Here is a 23,651-nt window from a genome sequence, read left to right on the forward strand (position 1 = left end):
TCCGCTCTCGAATATTAACAAATGCACCGGAATTTCAGCTTGACCCCTATCAATATCAATGCCGCATAATCATCAGGTATAGTATCAAACGAATAATCAGGCAAAGTAAAAAATCCACCAATTGATTTTATCGGTTCCAAAGTGGGCGCCACTACTTTATTTATATACTTCGGATTCTCTTTCAAAGCAAATTCATCAGAAGCAATAGCCTGCGAAAGATACACGACTTCATGAGCAGCATAATCCGGCAAAAGAATATATAAAATTTCGTTATTCATTTTTATAAATAGTATAAATTACGTTTTCTGATCATTCCAAGCATGAGTAAAAGGATCTATGCTATTTTGTCGGTCAATTCCCTCACTCCTGGTAAGACTAGACCACAAAAATACGAAAAAACACTGCATTTTAGCGCAAAAAACACAAATAATAATTATATAACAGGAATTACAAATAAAATCACTCCGAATTTCCTGCATACAAAATGGAAATTCGGAGTGATTTTATTATGTCGGGGTAACAGGATTCGAACCTGTGACCCCCTGCTCCCAAAGCAGGTGCGCTAACCGGACTGCGCTACACCCCGTTGACATTACGAATGCCTTTATTATAAATGTGAAACATGAATTAAAGCTATAAAGAACTTATCCATATTTCACATTTTTGAGCCTCTTGTCGGATTCGAACCAACGACCCCGAGATTACAAATCACGTGCTCTGGCCAACTGAGCTAAAGAGGCGGGGTGGGTAAGCTCTCTGCATCGCGCCGCTACAACCAACTACCTTTGCTGCGGTCAAGCCCTGGAGGATTTGAAGGGAGCTGGCCGTACAGCACTTACCCGTTTTCGAATGCAAAAGTATAACGTTTTTCTGAAAACACCAAATTTTCAAGAATATTTTTTCTCGCCCACTATTAATTTTAACATTTAAGAGATTCAATACACCCTTTTGCATAACTAAAAACTTAGAAATCACAAATAAAAAACCCAACACATCGACTCATAATACTATTCTTTATAAAAAATACTATTGTCCTAATTTTACAATCAAGTCAACCCTTACAGCAAAAAAACGATGTCATATAAATGACATCGTTAAATCAATGTGGGCGCTGACGGATTCGAACCGCCGACCCTCTGCTTGTAAGGCAGACGCTCTGAACCAGCTGAGCTAAGCGCCCTTTGTTCTTCTCAAAAGCGATGCAAAAGTACAACTTTTTGAAATACGAACAAAATTTATTGCAAGTTTTTTACAATTATTTTTTCAAGAGAACAGACAACTTATATCAGATTTCTATCATAAAATACTAGACAACAATCAATTAGAATAAAATCGCATCAACACCTCCTTAAGTCGGGCTACCAGCCCTTCAGATGTTTCCAAGCGCACATATTCATCATTTCCAGCCTTTCCCATAGACACACCAGCATGCCGAAAATTCATTTTGCTGGAAAATGAGTCACGCGCTGAAGCGTGAATTTCTCTTGCATCGGTTGCACTAATAATGTCAACCGCATTACCTACATCTACTCCACATCCAGGCATAATGATGATACGACCGGCAGAAAGTTCCACCAAATGTGACAACAAATCAATACCTTCTGCAGCTGATGATGCCTGTCCGGAAGTAAGCAAACGCGAACACCCTAAATCAATAATCTGTTCCAACGCTTCATCGGGATTTCGACAAAGATCGAAAGCACGATGAAAAGTCACATCCATATCTCCTGCAGCTTGCATAAGATGCTTCATCGCACATATATCTATATTACCATCAGCAGTCAGCGCTCCTAGAACAACACCATCAACTCCCTCTGAACGAACGATATGAATATCGTCAACCATAATCTGAAGTTCCTCTTCTGAATAAAGAAAATCCCCTCCTCTAGGACGTATCAACACATGTTTCCGTAATCCCGGAAGCGCCACCACCGCACGTACCAATCCTAATGAAGGTGTCAAACCTCCTTCTCCTAAAGCCGAACACAATTCCACGCGGTCAGCACCACCTTTCAGTGCAGCCAAGGCACTATCATAACTGCCGGCACAAATTTCAAGAGTTACATTTTGCATAGTCAAAACCTTTTAGTATTGCGAAGATAAGCACAAAATTTGTAACTTTGCCTCAAAAGTTGTCACACATCTGTTTTTTAACCAAAAAGTCATCTCATCCCCTAAGAAATCTATTATAAAGCGACATGAAAAAATACGTAAAAGACTTGCACATTACCGGAGTAGAACATCTCCGCAAAGATTATGTGCTCTTGCGCCTGACAGATCAGACGAACCCGTTGCCAGAAATGCAACCGGGACAGTTCGTAGAAGTACGTGTAGACAAATCGGCCGAAACCTTTCTACGTCGCCCGATCAGTATAAATTATGTGGACAGAGCAAACAATGAATTGTGGTTGCTCGTACACGTAGTAGGCCAAGGCACCGCTGCCCTATCATCACTAAAGCCCGGAGAATTTCTTAATTGCCTGTTCCCACTTGGCAACGGCTTTACAATACCTGAAGGTAAAAACAAGCAAGTACTTCTGGTCGGAGGAGGTGTAGGTACCGCCCCTCTACTCTACTATGGCGAAGCGCTTAAAACAGCCGGCCACACCCCCACATTTCTATTGGGCGGCCGTTCTGCCTGCGATGTGCTGCAACTTGAAAATTTCGAGCAGCAAGGACATGTATGTGTCACAACAGAAGACGGCTCCTTAGGCGAAAAAGGCTATGTAACCAATCACTCCGTCCTTAACGAGACAATGTTTGATGCCATAGCCACATGCGGTCCTAAACCGATGATGATGGCTGTAGCCCGTTATGCCTCCCAAAAAGCCATTCCTTGTGAAGCATCACTTGAAAACATGATGGCATGTGGCGTCGGCGCCTGCCTATGTTGTGTGGAAAAGAATCATGAAGGACACAATATCTGTGTATGTAAAGAAGGTCCGGTATTTAACATCAATCAACTGCAATGGCAAATCTCCAAGTAAACTTAGGCCGTCTGGCCCTCAACAACCCGGTAATGACAGCATCGGGCACATTTGGTTACGGCATAGAATTTGCCGACCTCATAGACCTAAACCGCCTCGGCGGCATTATTGTCAAAGGAACCACACTTCATCCCCGCGAAGGCAACGACTATCCGCGTATGGCCGAAACAGCATCGGGAATGCTCAACTGCGTAGGACTTCAAAACAAGGGAGTTGACTATTTCTGTAAACAAATTTATCCACAAATAGAAGGATACGACACCAATATGATTGTCAACGTATCCGGCAACACGCCTGAGGACTATGCCGAATGTGCCGCCCGTATAGCCGACTTGCCGGGAATACCCGCCATTGAACTCAATATTTCCTGCCCTAACGTAAAGAACGGCGGTATGGCTTTCGGAGTGACCTGTGAAGGAGCCGCTGCCGTGGTGAAAGCAGTACGCCGTGCATACGACAAGACGCTTATTGTAAAACTTTCCCCCAATGTAACTGACATTGCTGCCATCGCACAGGCCGTCGAAGCAGAAGGAGCCGACAGTGTATCGCTTATCAACACACTGATGGGAATGAGTATTGACATTGAACGGAAACGTTCACGGCTGAGCATAGGCACCGGCGGACTGAGCGGCCCTGCAGTCAAACCTGTTGCCCTGCGTATGGTCTGGCAGGTGGCTAAAGCCGTAAAAATACCTGTCGTCGGACTAGGTGGCATCATGAACGCCACAGACGCCATAGAGTTTATGATGGCCGGGGCCACAGCCATAGAAATCGGCACAGCCAACTTCATAGACCCCACAGTTACTATAAAGGTCATAGAGGGCATGAACGAATGGCTTGACCGTCACGGCATAAAAGACATAAAAGACATTATCGGAGCCATCAACCAATAACAGTTCCTCCCACCCCCACGACTATCAATATGTTTTGATGCAGGGCGAGCAAGAAATGCGCATATCTCCCCTGCATCAAAACGTCTATTGTCTCCCTACCGGCAAACTAACTTTCCACCGCCTTTAAAACAAGAAGAATCAGATAAAGAAAAGCCAGCTGCCACCCCGCTGCAAACCAACCAGCCCGTATTCCAGAGCCAAGCTATCATGAAAGTTCTCATCATTAACGGCAGTCCGCGACGGAACGGCAATATCGCGACAATGTTACTCGCCATGCAGAAAGAAGCCGAGCAAAAAGCTCACGCAGTAACTTTCGTCCATATTGCCGACCTGAACATCCGCCCCTGCACCGGTTGCATGAAATGCCGCGCCGAGGGACGGTGTACCCTTCCTGAAGACGATGCTCAGAAAACTCTCCGTCTATTAGACAAAGCCGATGCGCTCATCATCGGCGCACCATGTTATTGGAGTAACATGCCGGGACAACTGAAAATGCTCTTCGACAGAATCGTTTATGGCCTGATGAAAAACAATCCACATGGTTTCCCCTACCCGCTCCACAAAGGGAAACGGTCTGTCATCGTAACGGCCTGTACCACACCTTTTCCTTTCAACATCTTCTTCAACCAATCGAAAGGCACCGTGCGTGCAATTAAAGCCATCCTGAGCTACAGCGGTTTTAAAACCATCGGCATCATTCAGAAAGCCGGAACATCCAAACATCCTGAACTGACTGCCAAAGAACTGAGCAAGTGTAGAAAAACAGGCCGGCGTCTGTTCTGTACATAATCACAGTTCCATAAGTCCGAAAAAACTCTTTCGTAAAAAAATCGGCGGAAACATTTCCCCCAAAAAACTTTTTCACAAACATTCCTATATGTCCCTGAACGTACTAAAGCAACATTTGAGAAAACAACATCACACCACTGCAGACACCACAGCCTACACGATACTCTTCATCATAAGTTTCACCCATCTGCTGAACGACATGATACAAGCCGTAATTCCGGCCAGCTATCCGTTGATAAAAGAAAAATTCGGCTTCAGCTTTGCCCAGATAGGCCTCATCACCCTGGTATTCCAACTCACCTCATCCCTTCTGCAACCTTTCGTAGGACGCTATGCCGACCGCCACCCACGGCCTTATTCTCTGGCAACCGGCATGTGCCTAACCCTTGCGGGCATCTGTCTGCTGGCCACAGCCGGAAATTTCGGCTTCATTTTGTTAGCAGTCGGTATTATCGGAGGCGGCTCTTCCATATTCCATCCCGAAGCCTCACAAGTGGCCCAAATGGCTGCCGGACGGCGCAAGGGCCTGGCGCAATCCATTTTTCAAGTAGGCGGTAATGGCGGCAATGCCCTCGGCCCGCTTCTCGCCGCCCTTATTATTATCCCCTACGGTCAGGAAGCCATCGGATGGTTTGCCTCATTTGCTATTCTGGCGGCCGTTATTCTTCTGTGGACAGGACAATGGTACAGCCAGCGCCTGCTATATCTTCACCGCCACCCGTCGGCCATAAATTCATCCGCCACAAGCCTCCCGGCCCGAAAGGTCCGATCAGCTTTGCTCATATTGGTTATCCTGATGTTTTCAAAACATTTCTACATGTACTGCATGAACGATTATTTCACCTTTTTTCTCATACAAAAGTTCGGTCTTTCCATACCAACGGCACAGTTATGCCTGTTTGGCTTTTTGGCAGCCTCAGTTGTGGGCATCATCATCGGCGGCGCACTGGGCGACCGTTTCGGCCGCAAATATGTAATATGGGGTTCAATTCTGGGCGCTGCTCCTTTCACGCTTCTTCTCCCCTACTCCAGCTTCCCCCTTACTATTATACTTTCCGTTATCATAGGTCTTGTCATTTCCTCAGCATTCTCCGCCATTCTTGTGTATGCCACAGAACTCATGCCTGGCAAAGTGGGCATGGTAGCCGGCATATTCTTCGGATTGTCATTCGGGCTTGGAGGCATAGGATCAGCCTTTTTCGGATGGCTGGCCGACCTCACCAGCGTGGAATACATTTTCCGTATCAGCACCTTGCTGCCGTTACTCGGCATCGTTGCAGCGTTTTTACCTGATATTGAGCATAAAAAAGGATAAGACATACACCTTGCATACCTTAAAAACACGTGTGCCCAATACTGTTTTCATGGCCAAACTTATCAGGTATAGAACACGCTCCGACTTCTTTTCAGATTTAACACATTTAACCTTTCATTACATTTCAAAGTGTTAAAACATAGATTGTAAGGAATGATAAAGAAAAAGTCCTTATTCGAATTTTAACACGAATACGGCAAATTTGAATTGCAATACGGGGAATTTCAAAAAGAAATACGACGAAATTCCGCACGAAAAGACCTGGAAATCATAGAAAAAGCGGGACTTTCCAATGGAAAGTCCCGCATGGCTGTTACAAAGATACAACAAAGAAACGAAAGTGAGCGCGAAACGGGGAAAGAATGTTGTCTGTTAGCGATTTAACAGTATTTGCCAAGATGTTGCAGTGCCATCAAATGCCAATGAAAAGCCAGGGAAAGACAAAGTTTCGTTACTATACCGTTACTTTAATTCTTGATTTCAATAGGTTTATTCGATTGCCTTAACAGATTGAAAAACAATATCTGTATGACGATTTAGGATGCAAATATAGGGAAGTTTCTCATATCTTCGTTCCTGTTTCGCTTCGGCTGATTCTTTTGCACCGATACACTGTGTTTTGCTTACCGTCACTCAACTCTACAAGTAATAATTTCGCAAACAAAAAAGTAGAGTTATGAGCAGAAGCACTTTCAGAGTATTATTCTATCTCAAACGCAATGCCCCGAAAAAGAACGGGCTTGTGCCTGTGATGTGCCGCATCACCGTAAACGGCAAGATTTCCCAATTCAGTTGCAAACTGGATGTAGAGGAAAAGTTGTGGAATGTCAATCTCGGCAGAATGTCGGGAAAAAGCATTGTTACACAAGAAACCAACAGAATGTTGGATAAAATCAGAATAGGCATCAACAAGGCTTATCAGGAGATTATGGACAGAGATGGTTATGTGTCGGCAGAGAAGGTCAGAAATGCTTTCTTGGGTATGGGACAAAACCATAAAACCCTGCTTGCTGTATTTCGACAGCACAATGAAGATTACGCCAGACAAGTGGGCAAGATGAAAAGCCAACGCAGTTATTGGAAGTATTGCACCGTTTACAACCATTTGGAAGAATTCATCAAGCATCGCTACAAGGTAAGCGATATTGCCTTGCGTGAGCTGTCCCCGGCATTCATCACCGACTTCGAGTTGTTCCTCCGTACTGAGAAGAATCATTGCACCAATACCGTATGGTCGTATATGATGCCGTTCCGCAGTATTATATATACAGCCATCAACAACGGTTGGTTACAACGCGACCCGTTTTATGCTTATCGTATTACAAAGGAAGAAACCAAAAGAGGATTCTTAACCAAAGAAGAAATCACGATGCTTATCAACGGAACATTCAAGAAGAAAAGTTACGAACTGATTAGAGACCTTTTCATTTTCTGTTGTTTCAGCGGATTGAGTTGGAGGGATATGTATAATCTCACAACCGACAATTTACAAACATCATTCGATGGGCATTTATGGATTAAGACCAATCGACAAAAGACGGGAACGGAAACCAATATCCGATTGCTCGACACTGCCAAACATATCATCGAGAAGTATCAAGGTCTGGCGGAAGGCAATAAATTGTTGCCTGTACCCTGTTATGCCAATTGCCGACATGGAATTAAAGCTGTAGCCAAATTATGCGGAATCAACAAGAATGTTTGCTGGCATCAAAGCAGACACAGCTATGCAACAACCATTTGCTTATCCAATGGAGTACCCATTGAAACACTGTCCAAGTTAATGGGACACACAAGCATACGCAGCACTCAAATCTATGCAAAGATTACAGCCGAGAAAGTAAGTACCGACATCGAGAACCTATCCAAGCAGATCGAATCGATGGAGAGTTTTATTTGTAAAGCCATTTAACAACCTCTAAAACCAAGAAACGATGAAACAAGAAAGAAATATAATAACAATGGATGAATACGGAAGAATCCATTTCCCGAGCACAACGAACAATGACATTTGGATGAGTACAAACGAACTGGTAGAACTATTCGGCATCATGTATCCGACTTTGAAGGCCAATATCAAAGCCATATACAAAAACAGAATCCTTGATGAATGTGAGGTACAAAGGTGTATCAAATTATACAATGGAATAAGCATAGATGTTTATGCACTCCCGATGATTATTGCTCTATCCTTTCGATTGAATACATTGGGAGCATACAAGGTAAGAGAGTGTGTAATGAACAAACTCACAACCAATTTAAGAAGCCAAATTCTGTTTTTGAATGTGCGTACGCACGAATGTATGAATAAAAGTAAGTATGGCTTAAATTGAGGATATCATTCATACGTACCTTTTTGTCAATTCCCATCGGTCGGTCATCTCCTCTATGGGTACAAAGAAATGTGCGAACCGTTTATGAAACCTGCAAGTTCAAGCGGCAAACCGTTTTCGGAACAATCTTCCTCTCATTCTTCGAGAGTATTGATCCGAAAAAACTTGCATCTTTCAAGTCCGCACATATAAAGTACCCATAGAGGAGATGACCGACCGATGGGAAACAGGAAATTCAGACGGATAGTAGAGCATTGACAGCTTTGCTATCCGTTTCTTTTTTAGGAGGAAGAATCCCTCCCTCAAAGAAACAGCAATTCTATATTTACCACAGACCGGTCGGCTTGCTGACCTGCCGGCTATACGGTAGGCACACATGCGGGTTATACAGCCTTATTGCCTGCAAATTTGACAAACTGCCATATTGTTTGCCTATGCTATGGCAGTCCCACCATTCACAAACCACAAGTTGAAAATTTGGACTTGTGTTCTTCCAAACACAGCAAGGTATGTTTTGAGTAACTCAAAACCTTTCGGGTTACTCCCGAAAACCTGCCGCATTCCGCGAACTTCTTCCTCCGAAGTCGGAAGAATTAGTAAGTTGAAAATTTTTCTTGAGCAAATATTCTTTTGTTCTCAATAAAATAAATACCTTTGCGTTAAATTCAATAGATTGATTATAATGGAAGATATAAATCGTCTTAAAATAGTGCTTGTAGAAAAGAAACGTACAGGCAAATGGTTGGCAGAACAATTAGGGAAAAATCCGTCAACTGTGTCTAAATGGTGTTCAAATGTGGCCCAACCGGATTTGGCTACATTGGTGAAAATTGCAACCTTATTGGAGGTTGATGTGCAGAATTTGTTAGTCTCTTTAAAATAAAATGACATGGACAAAAGTAATATCAAAGAACTTCTTTCATTACTGGAGTTTGAACAAGATAATAACGTTTACTCTAAGAGATACATGAATGTAAGTGAGCCATTAAAGGTAGATATTAGTGGTGATGGGCACGTTTATTACAGAGAATGTGGAATTACTGTTGGCCGTGAAACAACTTGTAATCTCTTAGAACCAGAGAATCTTGTTGTGTTGCATTGTGTAGACCGCCTTTTATGGAAAGGTTATAGTCCTTGCCATATAGAATTGGAGCCTACGTGGAAACTAGGGCATAGTGCAAAAGGTGGTTATGCAGACGTTTGGGTAAGAACGTTTAAAAATGGAGGATTCGATGGATCTAACGAAGACAAGGAATCTCTGTTAATAATAGAATGTAAGACGTGGGGACGAGAGTTTGATGGAGCATGGAACGACACAAAAGAAGATGGTGCTCAATTATTCAGCTATTATCAACAAGAACGTGCGACAAAATTTCTTTGTCTTTACACTGCTGATATTTTAGACGGAAAGATAGAACAGAACTATCATCTTATTAACGTCCAGGATAACGAAGAGAAACTTACGAATGAGGATTCCGATAGGAGCTACAAAGATGCGACAAACAACAAGCAACTTTATAATGTATGGCATGAAACCTATCATGATGATTATTCTACGCGAGGACTGTTTGAAGAGGATATAGAGCCTTACAGAATTGGAAAAAGTAAATATACAATCAGAGACTTGAAATCTGTAGATAACGATGCCATCCAGAAGAAATACAATGAATTCGCTTTGATATTACGTCAACATAATGTGGGAGGACATGAAAATGCCTTTGACAAATTAGTGAATCTTTTCCTAGCTAAAGTTGTTGACGAAACTAACAACCCCGATGATTTGAGCTTTTATTGGAAAGGAGCTGCATACGATGACTATTATCGACTGCAAGATAGATTGCAAAAACTTTATCGTGATGGCATGAAGCGTTTTCTGAATGAAGACGTAACTTATATTGAAAACAGTGAAATAGAAAAGGCATTCCGTAGATTCAAGAATGATCCTGATGCAACCAAGAAAACCATTATTGGATACTTTCGTGCTTTAAAGTTCTTCTCTGATAATGATTTTTCATTTATCAGTGTGCACAACAAGAAACTTTTCGAACAAAATGCAGCTATTTTGCTCAAAGTGGTCAAGATGCTGCAAGACATTAAACTGAAGGATTCAGACCAGAACCAGTTGTTGGGTGATTTATTTGAAGGCTTCTTGAATAAAGGTGTCAAGCAGAGTGAGGGCCAGTTCTTTACTCCTATGCCAATAGTGCGTTTTCTCGTTTCTTCTTTGCCCTTAGAACAGATTATAAAGAACTGCGAAGATATACCGTCTGCTATTGATTATGCTTGTGGTGCTGGTCATTTCTTGACAGAGTATGCTGTACAAATAAAAGATTATGTAGAAAAATATCGTCCTTCTATACCACTGAATGAGTTTTATGCTCACATTACTGGCATAGAAAAAGAGTATCGCCTATCAAAGGTGTCAAAAGTATCTGCTTTTATGTATGGTCATGATGAAACAAAGATAATCTATTCAGATGCACTTATTCCAAATGACAATGTGAAAGGAGGGACATACGATGTGTTGATTGCCAACCCACCTTATTCTGTCAAAGGCTTCTTAGAGACATTAACAGAAACACAACGAAAGCAATATTCGCTTTTCAACGATAACCTCAATATAGCCAAAAACAATGCAATAGAGATATTCTTTATCGAACGTGCTGCCCAATTGTTGAAAGCCGGTGGTGTGGCTGGTATTATTTTGCCTGTTTCTGTTTTGAATAAGGGTGGCATATACGCAAAAGTTCGTGAAATCATTCTTCAGCAATTCGACATAGTGGCATTGGTTGAATTTGGTAGTGGTACATTTGGTAAGACAGGAACTAATACCATCACGATGTTTTTGCGAAGGAAAGAAACTAATACTCCTGATGCTGAGCATTATAAAAACAGAGTGGATTGTTGGTTCTGTAATTATGAGAACTGTGAATCCAATGAAATTTATGATGACATAGACATACTAAAAGCATATTGTGATTATTGTGGATTTGAATGGGAGGACTATCGTGCTTTCTTGGCTGGAAGTATGACTGATAAATTCTTGGAACATGAAACTATACAAGCCTATCATACATCATTCTTTGGCAATCAACGTAATGCCATGAAAGGCGTTTGTGACCAAGCAAAGGAAATAAGAACTAAATTTATCAGTCGTCAAAAAACTCAAGCTTATAAAAGATTGCCCGAAGAAGAAAAGAAAAAGCAAGAAACAAAGGCTTTCTTGCAGTTCATCATTGCCATTGAAAAAGAAAAAGTTTACTATTTCATTTTGGCTAAGACAACTCCGAATCCTGTGGTTATAGTGAAATCGCCATCAGGAACAGCAAATATGAAACGATTCCTCGGGTATGAGTGGAGCGACAGCAAAGGAAATGAGGGCATTAAGTATCTAAATGTAGCAAAACAAAATTTGGATGATGATGAAGGCAATGGTGAAGAAGATGACACACTACACCAAATTGAAGGTATAAAAGGTATTCAGACACCACTTTTTAATCCTCAAGATTATAATGATATGGCTAAAATAAATTCTATCATCAGATCCAATTATCTTGGAGAAGAAGTCTCTATTCCTGATGATATGCCTGAGATTCTTTCAATAAGTAATCTCTATGATTTGATAGAGTTTAAACAGACTGCATTTGACAAATCTATAAAATTGAAGGCATCACTGAAGATGAATGTCGAAAGTAAGTATGAGATAATTCCACTAAAAAAATACTGTACGGCTATCAACCCTTCTAAAGAAGAGCTTAGAGGCATTGATCCACTAACCCAAGTCTCGTTTATTGAAATGTCATCATTGGGATTTGGAAGAATTAATAAAATGGAAGAAAAAAGTCTTCAAGAATTATCTTCTGGTGGATATACGAATTTCAGAGAGAATGATGTCCTTATTGCGAAGATCACTCCATGTATGGAAAATGGGAAATGCTGTTTAGCAGAAGGCTTAACAAACGGTTTAGGACTTGGAAGTACAGAATATCACGTATTTAGAACATCTTCAAGGAATCGTTCAAAATTTCTATTTGAGTATTTAAACAGAGAAGAAGTTAGAAAAATAGCAGCAACAAACATGACTGGAGCAAGCGGTCATCGACGAGTACCTGAATTTTTCTATACTCAAATGCCTATTCCAAACGTACCAGATGATATTATTGATAAATTAACTTCTGAATTTGATGCTGTTGACGTAGATTATAATAATGCTACATTTTGTATGATAAAGATTGAACAAGATATTGAGAATTTAATGCACCAATCTCAATCTCAGGCTCATAACCTTACAATTCTTAGTCAAACCGATTTATTCGATATATCAATTGGCCGCCGTGTTTTAAAATCTGAGATTGTAAATGATGGTTTGTATGATGTTTATAGTGCCAATGTATTCGAACCATTTGGAAAGACCAATCACTCAGTGCTTTCTGATTTTTCAAAACCATCTGTGCTATGGGGTATTGATGGCGATTGGATGGTAGGTTTCCAAAAAGCAGAAAAACCTTTTAATCCGACCGACCATTGTGGTGTTATTAGAGTATTAGATGAGAGCGTTGTTAATCCAAAATATTTGGTTTATCCTCTCCTTAAAGCTGGTGAGGCAGAGCGTTTCTCTCGTTCTAATCGTGCTTCAACAGAAAGAGTGAAGTCTCTTACTATAAAGTTACCTAATATTGATATTCAGAATGAAACAGTCCGACAATTATTGCTTATGGAAGATGAGATTGCTAAACTAAAGCAAAAGATGTGTGAGTGTACGATAAAGAAACAAGAAATATTGGACAAATATCTAAAATAAAATTGAAAAGATTTTATTGGCTTAGCTAAAGTACATTTAATCTAAAAGGAATACAATGACTGACATAACTGTTTTAAAAGGAAATACTATTGAACTGCATTATTGGTTTAATGACAATAGTCATACTATGAATGCAATCGTATTCAATAAGTGTGAATACGAATTTCTTGGTATTGCCAAAGAAATATCCCAGAAATTAAAAGTTGATATTGAAATCGAAACAGAACCGCTTGGTGAAGGTGGATTGCGTAGTTGGTTTAAATTCAAGTCTAATGACAAAAACGCCCTTAAGGTAGGTGTAGCACTTTATCTTATAACAAATGTTCTTGGCACTCCCCTTACTACCACTTTGGATGAATTAACCCGAATGTCAATTCAGTCAGTGTTTGAGAGCGAAGAGATAAAGCAACTTAAGGAACAGAAAAAGGTAGCTGAACTTAAATATGATATAGCCAAAATTGAAGCAGAAACCGCAAGATTAAGTCGTAGTATTGATGAAAATGTTGTAAAGAAAAAAAGATCCAATTACTATGAAGCTATAAGTGGTTGTAATAAAGTAGACAAAGTTACCGTTTCTATTACAGATGCTTCTAAATCAAACATGTATTTCCAAAAGGAAATAAGCAAGGTGGATTTTCCTAATTATATCATGACATCTGATGAAATAGAACCGGACAATGATGAAAATGCAATAATTGAGATTGTATCTCCTGTATTGAAAAAAGGGAAGTACAAATGGACTGGTATATACAATGGTGAAGTGATTTCGTTTACAATGAAGTCAAACGAGTTCAAAACTTTGGTTCAGACTGGTAAAGTTTTATTCAAAAATGGGTCCTCTATCAATTGTCATTTAATAACACATAAAAAAATAAATGCAGAGGGAGAGGTGCGTATATCCGGCTATGAGGTTTTATTAGTCAATCATTATTTTGAAAACGACAAACCTGTTGAAACACCGGAAGGTAAACGCAAAAGACAGATTAGAGAAGATGAGGAAAAACAATTAAAACTATTCTAATTATCATAGTAATACCATTATTAAAAATTAATTACTTTAATTAAAGTGCAATTTATTATGGAACAATACATTACCGCCGGCTTAATAGGCTCGTTAGTTACAATAATAATACAAGCCATCATTAATGCTATCTCTGATAGAGTTAAGCATAACCGCGAACTACGTACTATGGTCTTTCAACGTAAATTGGAGGTAGTTGAGAAAGCTATGTCGTGGTATCAAGAAACGCTTGATATGTATTATATGCTTCAAACTGCATTAAAAGAGTATGACAAAGATTGTAATCCTATTACAGTACAAAAAATACAAGTGGCTTGTATGAAGTCTAACAAGCTATTTCAAGAAACAGAAAGCCGGTTGAATTCCATTTACTTGTACTATGATTTTTCTGACATAGAAAAGAAATATCATGGAAGAGAATCTATGGATTGCATAAACAAATTACTTACTCTTGTTGCTGAAATAGGGCACAAGATAGCAACAGTTGAACCGTCTGAATTTGCAGAACAATTATGTGCGGCATTGCATGAGCAAAGAGTAAAAGCCTCTCATATGTTGGCCGATGCCATAGATAACCAGGTGCTCATAATAGCGGAGATTGGGCAGAAATTAAGAACTGAGTACAAGGAATATTTAAAATAAAATTATGATTTCAAAAGAACTTCAACAATACTTGCTTCGCGAATTCCCACAGGAAAATGCCTGCTGTGAATGGAAAGAGATGAAGAATTTGAAAAACTCCTTTGCAGGAGACGAAAAGAATGATGTAATCTCATATGTATCTGCCATTGCCAATATGGAAGGTGGGCATCTTGTGATTGGTGTGCAGGACAAGACTTTGGAGATAGTGGGAACAGATCTTACGAAGTTCAATCTAAATGCCCAGTCTGCTGTTTGGAAGTTGATAGAACATTGCACAAACCTTTCATCAGAAGGCTTGAGTATCAATGAATATATAACTGAGGATACACAGAAAACAGTTTGGGTGATTCATATTCCCAAGCATTTGCCTCGACGTCCTGTGTATGCCCACAAAAAGGCATGGCAACGTGTGGAAGATTCATTGGTAGAAATGACTCAAGAAAGGCTGGATGCGATTCTTGAAGAACCTATATTTGAAGCTAAGGATTGGTCTGCCGAGATCGTTCCCAATGCTACATTGGCGGACTTGGACGAATTGGCTATTGCAAAGGCACGTGTAATGTTCAAAAAGGTTCATGCTTCTAAAATCCCGTCAGAAGAAATTGACGCATGGTCGGTAGAAGAATTGCTTTGCAATAGCGGTATCATGATTGATGGCAAATTGACACGTGCTGCTATTATTCTTCTGGGTAAGCCTGTGTCAGTTTTTAAACTTCGTCCAGCTGTGGCGGAGGTAACTTGGACATTACGTGATGAACATCAAGAGGTTGTAGATTACGAACATTTTACAGTTCCGTTCATTTTGACCGTAGATCAGATTCTGGGTAAAATACGAAATCTGACTATGAGAGAATTACCTGGAGGAACATTGTTCCCTGATACGATGAAGCAATATGATGATTATACTATTCGCGAGGCACTTCACAATGCCATTGCGCATCAAGATTACACCCTGCAACAACGTATCAATTTTGTGGAAAATCCAGGATATCTGTATTATGAAAACGGAGGTAGCTTCATTCCCGGTACTTTGCAAAAAGCATTGGCAACCAAAGGACCACAGCGTCATTTCAGAAATGAATGTCTTTGCCGGGCAATGGTGAACTTTAACATGATTGACACTGTAAGTCGAGGAATCAAGAAGATGTTCAACGAACAGTGGCGTCGTCATTTTCCGATGCCCGATTATGAAATAGATGCAACGAACAAAGAGGTAGGCGTAAAAATATATGGTAATTCCATCAATGAGAAATATACCAAACTCTTAAAGGAAAATGACACTTTGACATTGGAAGATTGTATATTGTTGGATGCCGTACAAAAAGGGCATCGTATTTCGGAGGACAATGTAGTGGCACTATTGGAAAGGGGCTTATTAGAGGGAGATGTTTCTGAATATCATATTTCGCTTGATGTGGCAAAGAAGACACATCAATTACCAGAATATACACGTAACAGAGGTCTTGACAAATCTAAAATTCAACAAATGATTTTGCAGTATTTGCAAAACGCAGGTTCTACAGGAGCAAAGCGTGATGCGATATTCGATTATTTGAAAGAAGTCCTGCCGCAAAATAAGACACATGAGCAACAAGAACGAATGTTGGGTAACATTCTTTCAGAGATGAAAGAAAAAGGATTAATCACTCCTGAAGGTCGAACTTGGTTCCTGAAGTCGTAATCCATAAATTATGACTGAAATATGACCTATTACGACTATTTATAACTATAAAAGGGGATTATAACTGAAAAAGTAGCCCAATTCTTTGCTCAATCAAGGAATTTGGCTACTTTTGTATCAGAGTTGTTTGACAAAGCATAATGCAGAAGATTAGTGCAGTTCCAAAGTCGCCAAATCGTTACCAACAACTTTCTATCATAGCATTCGCTATATGTGTATCAATCAGATACGGAATAATTGATTATCCGTTACAAAGATACAAAATTTTTCGACCAAAAGCAAATTATGTTAAAATACCCGTTTATGCCGGCATCTCACCGGTCGACCTGAAAAACACGAACCTGCATCAACCGCAAATAAAATAAAAAAAGAGACTTACCGGCAGACTAACCCAAATAATCATTAATTTTGCACATAGACACCAGTAAGAGCCGGCTTCGACTTCCGGCCTCAATCAATTTAACGCTACTCCAACAATACCGGCATGAGCCGGTACTATAACCGAAAAATCAACAATTACATGGCTAAGAACGACTGGAAAGACCGGCTGGGCGTGGTGTATTCAACCAATCCAGCCTATAACTATCAAGATGCCGCAGAGAATGAGGAACCTGACACTTTAGTCCCGGCCGCCCAGCAGTTGCGCATAAAAATGGAACGGGCGGGGCGCAAAGGAAAGACGGTAACCATTGTCACGGGATTCGTGGGAACGGACAACGACTTGAAAGAACTAGGGAAAATGCTCAAAACAAAACTCTCGACAGGCGGAAGCGCCAAGGATGGCGAAATCATTCTGCAAGGCGATGTGCGTCCCGCAGTAAAGGAGTTGCTCCACAAGGCTGGCTATTCGCAAACAAAAGGATAAAATCTCCCACCAATCGGTACACACCATCCCAAGACTCCGGATTCAGTTAAACCGCCAACCCTTCTTTCCCAGTTTATGCCACATTACCGCAACGGCCGCCACATCATTGTGGCCATGCTTCTCAGCACCATCATCATTGGTGGCGGCCTGTTGCTGCGCCATTGCACAAGCGCCACAACCGGCGGCAACCTTTCCGAGGCGGAAATACAAGAACTCGCCATCTTCAACCGGCAAATGCAACAACGCTCCGCAGCTGACAGTTTGCGCCACCGGCACCTCAACCGCCAACAGGCTCCCGAAACATTCCCTTTCAATCCTAACACGGCCGACTCTGCCACACTGCTGCGACTAGGATTGCGCCCTTGGCAGATCCGCAACCTCATGAAGTACCGCAATAAAGGCGGGAAATGGCGTTCATCCGATGATTTTTCACGACTCTATGGGTTGAGCGACAAGGATTTCAAACGACTGCGTCCCTTCATCCGTATAGACAAAGAACCCAACGGACATCACACAACGGAAGACACAGCCAAGAAGACAACACGGCATTTTCCGCAAACCGAAAAATATGCGGAAGGTACTGTCATCGACCTGAATAAAGCCGACACGACGATGCTGAAGCATATTCCTGGCATCGGCAGCTATTATGCCGGAAAGATTTGCCGCTACCGTGAACGGCTGGGAGGATTTGTGTCTGCCCACCAAATAAAAGAAGTTGAAGGTCTTCCTCAGGGCATCGAGCGATGGTTTGTTATAGAGATGAAACCGGAACTGCACCGCATGAATGTCAACGAAGCCAGTTTCAGGCAGCTGGTCCGCCATCCTTATCTTAATTATGAACAGGTAAAAATCATTTTCGACTACCGCCGAAAATACGGCCGATTAAAAAGCTGGAACGACTTGCAACTCTACAACGAATTTTCAACGGACCATATTCAAAAGTTATTGCCTTATTTCACTTTTTGACACCTTTTTTCAATAAAGCTTTTATCCTTGAAACAACCGCCCCACTACTCATTAACATGACAGAACACCAATGCTTTGAGAACATCGCTTTCAATGCCAGTGAAGCCGATGACGAATATCACAACTGTACATTTATCGGATGCGACTTCTCCAACCGGACTATCCTGAACACTGTTTTTGAAAAATGCACGTTCAGAACGTGTAATCTTGCCCTATCCAAATGGAAGAACGCCCTCCGGGAAGTAACTTTCACCGACTGCAAACTCACCGGGGTCGACCTAACGGAAATCAGCAAATTCTCAGGAGATCTGACCTTCGTAAACTCTCTTCTCGACTACTGCAACCTTACGGGTACTAAACTGCGGAGAAGCCGGTTTAGCGACTGCCAAATATACGAAGGGTATTTCGATGAAGCCGATCTGTCCCTATCTGTTTTCGAACGATGTAATCTTGAACGTTCGTCTTTCTTCAAAGCAAATCTGGAGAAGGCCGATTTTTCCTCAGCCTTCAACTTCAGCATCAATCCTGATACTTGCCGTATCAAGAAAACGATTTTTTCCGAATACGGACTGCGTGGATTGGTTGCCCATCTTGACATAGAAATCAAATGATCAGCCCTTTATACCACTCCCTCTTCTTCCTTCCATGATATAATACCTTTTATTTTCCTTGTAAGACAAATCACCAAGCCCTGTCACACTGATAAAACAATGTAACAGGGCTTCGAAGATTACGGAGTCTTCATAAAAAGATATTCTTTCCTATCGGCAAGGTATTTCAAGGAGATCAAACTGCTTTTGCCTCTTTTTCCTTAAATGCAACTGCAAAGAGAAGAAGAACAACAAGGGCATAAGCGGCAAAGATATACCAGCAAGTTTGCCAACCGACGATTTTCTGCTCCGGAGACATTCCTTCCGTCACATAATGATTTACGACAGCCTGAGCAGAAAGCGTACCGATACTGGCACCAAGACCATTAGTCATTATCATAAACAATCCCTGAGCACTTGAACGTATGTCGGGCGAGGTACTTTGGTCCACAAACAGAGCACCGGATACGTTGAAAAAATCAAAAGCCACTCCATAAACCAGCATAGAAAGGACAAAAAGCCACACACCTTCCCCTGGATTGCCAAAACCGAAGAAGCCGAAACGGAGCACCCATGCCAACATGGCTATCATCATGACGCGCTTCATGCCGAAACGTTTCAGAAAGAACGGAATGAGCAGAACACAACACGCTTCACTGATCTGTGACAATGATATGAGCATACCTGTATATTCCACACCAAACGTGCCGGCGTACGCGGCAACATTCTCAAATTCCTTGATAAACGGACTGGCAAAGCCATTAGTAATCTGCAACGATACCCCAAGGAGCATAGAAAAAAGGAAAAAGGCAGCCATGCGTCTCTGCTTGAAAAGAAAAAACACATCAAGTCCGAGAGATTGTTTCAGCGACCGGCGTTCCCCCCCCTTACTAGTAGGACATCCGGGAAGAGTCTGTGCATAAAGGCCAAGTAACAAACTGAGCGCAGCCGACACAAGAAATTGGCCGGATGTGGTTTCATAATGCATCAGCGACACAATCCACATTGTACAAATAAAACCAATGGTACCGAACACGCGAATAGGCGGAAACGCTGCGACTGTATCCAAGCCTGCACGTGCCAATCCATTAAGCGCGACAGAATTACTCAAAGCGAGCGTAGGCATATAAAAAGCTACACTAAAGGTATAGAGTGTAAAGAAGGTTGCCATACCCAAAGCGCCCCCTTCTGTTCCGGCAGCATAAAGTGATGCAGCTCCCATAAACAAACCTGCCAATATATGGCAAAGCCCCAAAAGACGTTGGGCCGGCACCCATCTATCAGCCACGATCCCCATCAATCCGGGCATAAAGATAGAAACCACACCCTGTACGGCATAAAACCATCCTATATACTCAACCAAGCCGGCCTTGGCCAGATAACTGCCCATAGAGGTTAGATAAGCACCCCACACGGCAAACTCCAGAAAATTCATCGCCGTGAGGCGGAGTTTCAATGAAAAGACGTTCATATAAAACGAGATATTATTTTTTATTTAATCTTTCGCAATCAAATTATCCAATTCTGTTTTCAATTTCTTATACGTCACTTTTGTGGCAAAAGCCGCTCTGACCGTGCCTTCCGCATCACAGACATAAACACGAGGAATCGTACCACGAGCAAAAAGATGGAAGACCTCACGGTCAGTCTGCGCGCTATAAGGCAACGTCAATCCGTGCGTATGCCAATAAGTTTCCACACTACCCTCGCCTTCCGCGCGGCTGATACATACAAAACCGGCAGCATCGCCTCTTTCTTCATACAATCGCTGAATGACAGGCAGTTCCTTGCGGCAATCCACACATTCGGTACTGAAGAACACAATGACAGCCGGACGTCCGGCAAAAGTTTCCGGAGTTACCACACGGCCATCGGAAAGTGCGACAGAAAATTCGGGTAATGCCTGACCAATTACGACAATATCGCCGGTGACACCAGCTTCAGACATGTCACAAACACAAGAAGCCATAGCAGCCACACTAAAGTACAAAAACGAAAGAGCCGCTAACATTTTTCGAATCATCAACACGATAATTAATAAAGTTTTCACGCCTCTTTACGGACAAATAGTCCGGCGAGACTTTGCAAACTTACAAAAAACCTCACGCCCTTCAAGTATTTCAAAAGAAAAACTTAAAAAAATTTCTTCTTTTACGTTACAAATCCCTTTCCTTTGCGTTATCTAAACAGAAACAATAAAAAATGAAGCAAGAGCACGACGCAAACATCTCCCCCATTCTGCCGGCGTTCCAACGCCTGAAGAGAAGGCTGCACCGCATGGCCGGAGCCATACTGGGCAACGATGATGAAGCCGCCGATACCTTGCAAGATGCTTTCTGCCGGCTTTGGTCCAAACGCGATGGCATCAAAACAGAAAACGAAGCGGCAGCCTTGCTCACAACCACTGTAAAACACCTGAGCATAGACACCCTGCGACAGCGCAAACGCTTCCCGATAAACGAACTGGATGAGGAACATGAGCTGACGTTTGACAACGAGACAGAAGCGATAACCGAACGCGAAGAACTATATCGCCGCGTTGAAACCCTCATAGACCAAAAATTATCACCGACGGCACGCGAAATCCTAAAACGCAAGGAGTTTCTGGGTGAAAGTTTTGAAACCATAGCACAAGCTCTGAACATGCAGGAGACAGCCGTCAGGATGCAATTGTCAAGAGCGAGAAAAACCATCAGAGAATGTTACAGACAGCAAACAGACAGCTTATGAAACGAGCCGATATCCCCCCCAAAAAAACGCAGCATAAATCCAATATTCCCACTGTTGCCGAAGCCGATGAACTGGCGGTCCGCTACTTTGAGGCCAAAACCTCTGACAAAGAAGAAAATATCCTGCGGCATTTCCTTTGCTCTCCGGCCGGAAACAATAGAAAATATGACGAATTACGAGCAGTCATGGGTTTTATCGCTACAGGCCGCAACTTGGAGCAGAAACAGGTGTCTCCAATCAAGAACAGGACCAAAAATCGCCCTTCAAAACGCCGCATGTGGTCAGCTGCCGCCGCTTTAACCGCTATGTTTGAAACACTGGAACAAGAATAAGACAGCAAGAAAATGAAAAAAATTATTCTCTCATTAGTTCTGACACTGACGGCCGCCTTGCCACTGACTGCACAAAAAGGACTGCATATCGAAGAATTGTTCGGTGGAAAGTACCAGCACCACAAAGATGCCACCGAAGTACTCCTAAAAGGCCGACAAATCAGTCAATACGGACTCACCCTTTTCCGCAGTCTCACAGTGTCGGGCACAGGCAAAGACGGGCAGTACATCGAGCAATTGGTCCGTAACGACACCCGACTGGCTGCAGACAAGGAAACAGAACTAAAAGCCGGTCGCTTGTACTACGGATTCTACAGGCTGCCCCCTCTCAGCAAAAAGCCTCTCAACCGCTACATTTTTTACCGTAACAACGCCTTAGGAAAAGGCGGCAAACCTACGCTGACACTCATCTACATGGAAGGAACGGCAAGCATCGAGGATTTGCGGAAAACTTTTGCAAAATAAAAAACACACCATAACCAAAAAGGAACACCCCTATCATGAAAAAAACAATGACATTCCTGCTGGCCGCAATGACCTCCATTGCAGCCACTGCGACCGAAGCAAACGACACGATAGCCGACGTAGCATCGCCCAATCAAGTTGTCGTAACCGAAAACGACCATCTGATACAAGTACAGATAAAAGGTAGTGCAACTAGCAAGGATTACGAATTCAAGTACACAAAGACTCTGACAAACAACGACATAACTTTCATCAACGAGCATAGTGGCGCATGGGATTTCTCCCTTCCCTTTAAGAAGAAAAAGAAATCCCGAAGTCATCGCCACGAAATCAGAAGCGGCAGCATCCATTTCGGTTTTGTCACAGCCTTGAAAGCACCCGACTACATGGACATAGACATGGCATCATCCTACGAAATCGGAGCCGACATCCTAAGTCTGCACACCTTGTCGCGAACGCACCGCAGTGACTTCTCCATCGGTTTCGGTATCAACTGGCGCAATTACCGCATGACCGGACACTCGCGTTTTGTGAAAGACAACAATGGCTTCATCGTTACAGACAGTTATCCCGAAGGAGCCGACATTCATTTTTCGCGCATAAAAATATTCAGCCTGACCTTTCCTCTTACATACTCTTACGACCTGACAAAAAACTTCTCAATAGACCTTGGCGCCATTCTTAACGTCAACACCTATGCCAGTATCAAGACACGATATAAACTGGACGGACAGAAAATCAAAGATATGGACAAACATATCCACCAAAAGCCCGTAACTGTGGATCTGACGGCAGGATTCGGCTGGAAAGGTCTTGGCGTTTACGTGAAATACAGTCCCTGCAATATGCTGAACACTAATTTCGGCCCAAGTTTCAAATCGCTTTCTGCCGGCATCAAACTAAATCTCTGAAATCAACAGGCCGGCACCATTAATAATTCCTAATAAAACATTGTGACAACACCCCATTTTTCTTATATAAAGAAGAATGGGGATTTTTTAATATTCCACGCCATCTAGAGACACAGAAAGATTAACATTTTTAACTTTCCATTACATTTTCGTCACCCGTTTTTCAAACTCCGATACGGAGAATTTTAAAAGTCCGTATTGAAAAAATAACACGAATACTTGGAATTTAAATTGCAATACGGAGAAATTACAGTAAAAATACGGCTAAAATATCTGCAAACACACCTCAAAAACACCGAAAAAGCGGGACTTTCCATAAGAAAGTCCCGC

At 42.0% G+C, this 23,651-nt stretch carries 20 protein-coding genes, 3 tRNA genes and 1 pseudogene; 17 read left to right on the forward strand and 7 right to left on the reverse strand.

The window, feature by feature from the left end; all coding sequences use genetic code 11:
- Positions 1 to 44: 44 nt before the first annotated feature.
- From C5S62_RS09120 to C5S62_RS09140, 5 genes and pseudogenes are all read right to left on the reverse strand, one after another.
- Positions 45 to 278, reverse strand: a pseudogene (locus C5S62_RS09120) (glutamine amidotransferase); the annotation flags it as partial.
- A 233-nt stretch (positions 279 to 511) separates the two neighbouring features.
- Positions 512 to 586: transfer RNA gene (locus C5S62_RS09125), tRNA-Pro, on the reverse strand.
- Positions 587 to 666: 80 nt separating this feature from the next.
- Positions 667 to 740, reverse strand: a tRNA-Thr gene (locus tag C5S62_RS09130).
- Positions 741 to 1,105: 365 nt separating this feature from the next.
- Positions 1,106 to 1,180, reverse strand: a tRNA-Val gene (locus tag C5S62_RS09135).
- A gap of 137 nt (positions 1,181 to 1,317) precedes the next feature.
- Positions 1,318 to 2,073: a copper homeostasis protein CutC gene (locus tag C5S62_RS09140; RefSeq protein WP_104405075.1), complete on the reverse strand. Its 756-nt coding sequence runs from the start codon at positions 2,071 to 2,073 to the stop codon at positions 1,318 to 1,320.
- Positions 2,074 to 2,198: 125 nt separating this feature from the next.
- On the opposite strand from C5S62_RS09140, the gene C5S62_RS09145 reads away from it, so the two are divergent.
- From C5S62_RS09145 to C5S62_RS09210, 13 genes are all read left to right on the forward strand, one after another.
- A complete protein-coding gene (locus tag C5S62_RS09145; RefSeq protein WP_104405076.1) occupies positions 2,199 to 2,987 on the forward strand; it encodes a dihydroorotate dehydrogenase electron transfer subunit in 789 nt (262 codons plus the stop codon).
- Positions 2,969 to 3,880, forward strand: a complete 912-nt coding sequence (locus tag C5S62_RS09150) for a dihydroorotate dehydrogenase (protein ID WP_104405077.1) — start codon at positions 2,969 to 2,971, stop codon at positions 3,878 to 3,880. Before C5S62_RS09145 ends, C5S62_RS09150 begins: the two co-directional genes overlap by 19 nt.
- 207 nt (positions 3,881 to 4,087) lie before the next feature.
- The gene (locus C5S62_RS09155) at positions 4,088 to 4,669 is read left to right on the forward strand and encodes a flavodoxin family protein (protein WP_104405094.1); all 582 of its coding nucleotides are present in this window, start codon (positions 4,088 to 4,090) and stop codon (positions 4,667 to 4,669) included.
- A gap of 88 nt (positions 4,670 to 4,757) precedes the next feature.
- Positions 4,758 to 5,984: an MFS transporter gene (locus C5S62_RS09160; protein WP_104405078.1), complete on the forward strand. Its 1,227-nt coding sequence runs from the start codon at positions 4,758 to 4,760 to the stop codon at positions 5,982 to 5,984.
- A gap of 676 nt (positions 5,985 to 6,660) precedes the next feature.
- Positions 6,661 to 7,896 (forward strand): site-specific integrase, encoded by a 1,236-nt coding sequence (locus tag C5S62_RS09165; protein ID WP_104405079.1) that lies wholly within the window; start codon positions 6,661 to 6,663, stop codon positions 7,894 to 7,896.
- A 1,103-nt stretch (positions 7,897 to 8,999) separates the two neighbouring features.
- Entirely contained in the window at positions 9,000 to 9,200 is a 201-nt protein-coding gene (locus tag C5S62_RS09175; protein ID WP_104405081.1) for a helix-turn-helix transcriptional regulator, read from the forward strand.
- 6 nt (positions 9,201 to 9,206) lie between these two features.
- Positions 9,207 to 13,118: an N-6 DNA methylase gene (locus C5S62_RS09180; RefSeq protein WP_104405082.1), complete on the forward strand. Its 3,912-nt coding sequence runs from the start codon at positions 9,207 to 9,209 to the stop codon at positions 13,116 to 13,118.
- A gap of 55 nt (positions 13,119 to 13,173) precedes the next feature.
- Positions 13,174 to 14,139, forward strand: coding sequence for a hypothetical protein (locus tag C5S62_RS09185; RefSeq protein WP_104405083.1), 966 nt, complete (start codon positions 13,174 to 13,176; stop codon positions 14,137 to 14,139).
- A gap of 57 nt (positions 14,140 to 14,196) precedes the next feature.
- Positions 14,197 to 14,781: a hypothetical protein gene (locus tag C5S62_RS09190; protein ID WP_104405084.1), complete on the forward strand. Its 585-nt coding sequence runs from the start codon at positions 14,197 to 14,199 to the stop codon at positions 14,779 to 14,781.
- 4 nt (positions 14,782 to 14,785) lie between these two features.
- Complete coding sequence (locus tag C5S62_RS09195) at positions 14,786 to 16,462, forward strand: RNA-binding domain-containing protein (protein ID WP_104405085.1); 1,677 nt, start codon at positions 14,786 to 14,788, stop codon at positions 16,460 to 16,462.
- Positions 16,463 to 16,982: 520 nt separating this feature from the next.
- Positions 16,983 to 17,327: a translation initiation factor gene (locus C5S62_RS09200; RefSeq protein WP_104405086.1), complete on the forward strand. Its 345-nt coding sequence runs from the start codon at positions 16,983 to 16,985 to the stop codon at positions 17,325 to 17,327.
- A gap of 75 nt (positions 17,328 to 17,402) precedes the next feature.
- A complete protein-coding gene (locus C5S62_RS09205; protein ID WP_104405087.1) occupies positions 17,403 to 18,293 on the forward strand; it encodes a helix-hairpin-helix domain-containing protein in 891 nt (296 codons plus the stop codon).
- Positions 18,294 to 18,349: 56 nt separating this feature from the next.
- Complete coding sequence (locus C5S62_RS09210; RefSeq protein WP_104405095.1) at positions 18,350 to 18,904, forward strand: pentapeptide repeat-containing protein; 555 nt, start codon at positions 18,350 to 18,352, stop codon at positions 18,902 to 18,904.
- A gap of 175 nt (positions 18,905 to 19,079) precedes the next feature.
- On the opposite strand, the gene C5S62_RS09215 is transcribed toward C5S62_RS09210, so the two are convergent.
- Both C5S62_RS09215 and C5S62_RS09220 read right to left on the reverse strand, forming a co-directional pair.
- The gene (locus tag C5S62_RS09215) at positions 19,080 to 20,354 is read right to left on the reverse strand and encodes an MFS transporter (protein WP_104405088.1); all 1,275 of its coding nucleotides are present in this window, start codon (positions 20,352 to 20,354) and stop codon (positions 19,080 to 19,082) included.
- 24 nt (positions 20,355 to 20,378) lie between these two features.
- Positions 20,379 to 20,933 (reverse strand): TlpA disulfide reductase family protein, encoded by a 555-nt coding sequence (locus C5S62_RS09220; RefSeq protein WP_172486215.1) that lies wholly within the window; start codon positions 20,931 to 20,933, stop codon positions 20,379 to 20,381.
- Between the two features lie 152 nt (positions 20,934 to 21,085).
- Between C5S62_RS09220 and C5S62_RS09225 the strand changes: the two genes are divergently transcribed.
- From C5S62_RS09225 to C5S62_RS09240, 4 genes are read left to right on the forward strand one after another with little or no spacing between them, the layout of a single operon-like run.
- Positions 21,086 to 21,613 carry an RNA polymerase sigma factor gene (locus tag C5S62_RS09225; RefSeq protein WP_104405090.1) on the forward strand — a complete coding sequence of 176 codons (528 nt, stop codon included), beginning with the start codon at positions 21,086 to 21,088 and terminating at the stop codon, positions 21,611 to 21,613.
- Positions 21,610 to 21,945, forward strand: a complete 336-nt coding sequence (locus C5S62_RS09230; protein WP_104405091.1) for a hypothetical protein — start codon at positions 21,610 to 21,612, stop codon at positions 21,943 to 21,945. The genes C5S62_RS09225 and C5S62_RS09230 overlap by 4 nt, the downstream gene beginning before the upstream one ends.
- 12 nt (positions 21,946 to 21,957) lie before the next feature.
- A complete protein-coding gene (locus C5S62_RS09235; protein WP_104405092.1) occupies positions 21,958 to 22,410 on the forward strand; it encodes a DUF6108 family protein in 453 nt (150 codons plus the stop codon).
- Between the two features lie 35 nt (positions 22,411 to 22,445).
- Positions 22,446 to 23,321 carry a hypothetical protein gene (locus C5S62_RS09240; RefSeq protein WP_104405093.1) on the forward strand — a complete coding sequence of 292 codons (876 nt, stop codon included), beginning with the start codon at positions 22,446 to 22,448 and terminating at the stop codon, positions 23,319 to 23,321.
- Positions 23,322 to 23,651 lie beyond the last annotated feature (330 nt).

Origin of the sequence: Prevotella sp. MGM2 (genome assembly GCF_002933955.1) — a bacterium.
GTDB lineage: Bacteria > Bacteroidota > Bacteroidia > Bacteroidales > Bacteroidaceae > Alloprevotella.

Coding starts and splice junctions, on each gene's coding strand:
- C5S62_RS09140 (WP_104405075.1), bottom strand. CDS start 2,073: ATGCAAAATGTAACTCTTGAAATTTGTGCCGGCAGTTATGATAGTGCC.
- C5S62_RS09145 (WP_104405076.1), top strand. CDS start 2,199: ATGAAAAAATACGTAAAAGACTTGCACATTACCGGAGTAGAACATCTC.
- C5S62_RS09150 (WP_104405077.1), top strand. CDS start 2,969: ATGGCAAATCTCCAAGTAAACTTAGGCCGTCTGGCCCTCAACAACCCG.
- C5S62_RS09155 (WP_104405094.1), top strand. CDS start 4,088: ATGAAAGTTCTCATCATTAACGGCAGTCCGCGACGGAACGGCAATATC.
- C5S62_RS09160 (WP_104405078.1), top strand. CDS start 4,758: ATGTCCCTGAACGTACTAAAGCAACATTTGAGAAAACAACATCACACC.
- C5S62_RS09165 (WP_104405079.1), top strand. CDS start 6,661: ATGAGCAGAAGCACTTTCAGAGTATTATTCTATCTCAAACGCAATGCC.
- C5S62_RS09175 (WP_104405081.1), top strand. CDS start 9,000: ATGGAAGATATAAATCGTCTTAAAATAGTGCTTGTAGAAAAGAAACGT.
- C5S62_RS09180 (WP_104405082.1), top strand. CDS start 9,207: ATGGACAAAAGTAATATCAAAGAACTTCTTTCATTACTGGAGTTTGAA.
- C5S62_RS09185 (WP_104405083.1), top strand. CDS start 13,174: ATGACTGACATAACTGTTTTAAAAGGAAATACTATTGAACTGCATTAT.
- C5S62_RS09190 (WP_104405084.1), top strand. CDS start 14,197: ATGGAACAATACATTACCGCCGGCTTAATAGGCTCGTTAGTTACAATA.
- C5S62_RS09195 (WP_104405085.1), top strand. CDS start 14,786: ATGATTTCAAAAGAACTTCAACAATACTTGCTTCGCGAATTCCCACAG.
- C5S62_RS09200 (WP_104405086.1), top strand. CDS start 16,983: ATGGCTAAGAACGACTGGAAAGACCGGCTGGGCGTGGTGTATTCAACC.
- C5S62_RS09205 (WP_104405087.1), top strand. CDS start 17,403: ATGCCACATTACCGCAACGGCCGCCACATCATTGTGGCCATGCTTCTC.
- C5S62_RS09210 (WP_104405095.1), top strand. CDS start 18,350: ATGACAGAACACCAATGCTTTGAGAACATCGCTTTCAATGCCAGTGAA.
- C5S62_RS09215 (WP_104405088.1), bottom strand. CDS start 20,354: ATGAACGTCTTTTCATTGAAACTCCGCCTCACGGCGATGAATTTTCTG.
- C5S62_RS09225 (WP_104405090.1), top strand. CDS start 21,086: ATGAAGCAAGAGCACGACGCAAACATCTCCCCCATTCTGCCGGCGTTC.
- C5S62_RS09230 (WP_104405091.1), top strand. CDS start 21,610: ATGAAACGAGCCGATATCCCCCCCAAAAAAACGCAGCATAAATCCAAT.
- C5S62_RS09235 (WP_104405092.1), top strand. CDS start 21,958: ATGAAAAAAATTATTCTCTCATTAGTTCTGACACTGACGGCCGCCTTG.
- C5S62_RS09240 (WP_104405093.1), top strand. CDS start 22,446: ATGAAAAAAACAATGACATTCCTGCTGGCCGCAATGACCTCCATTGCA.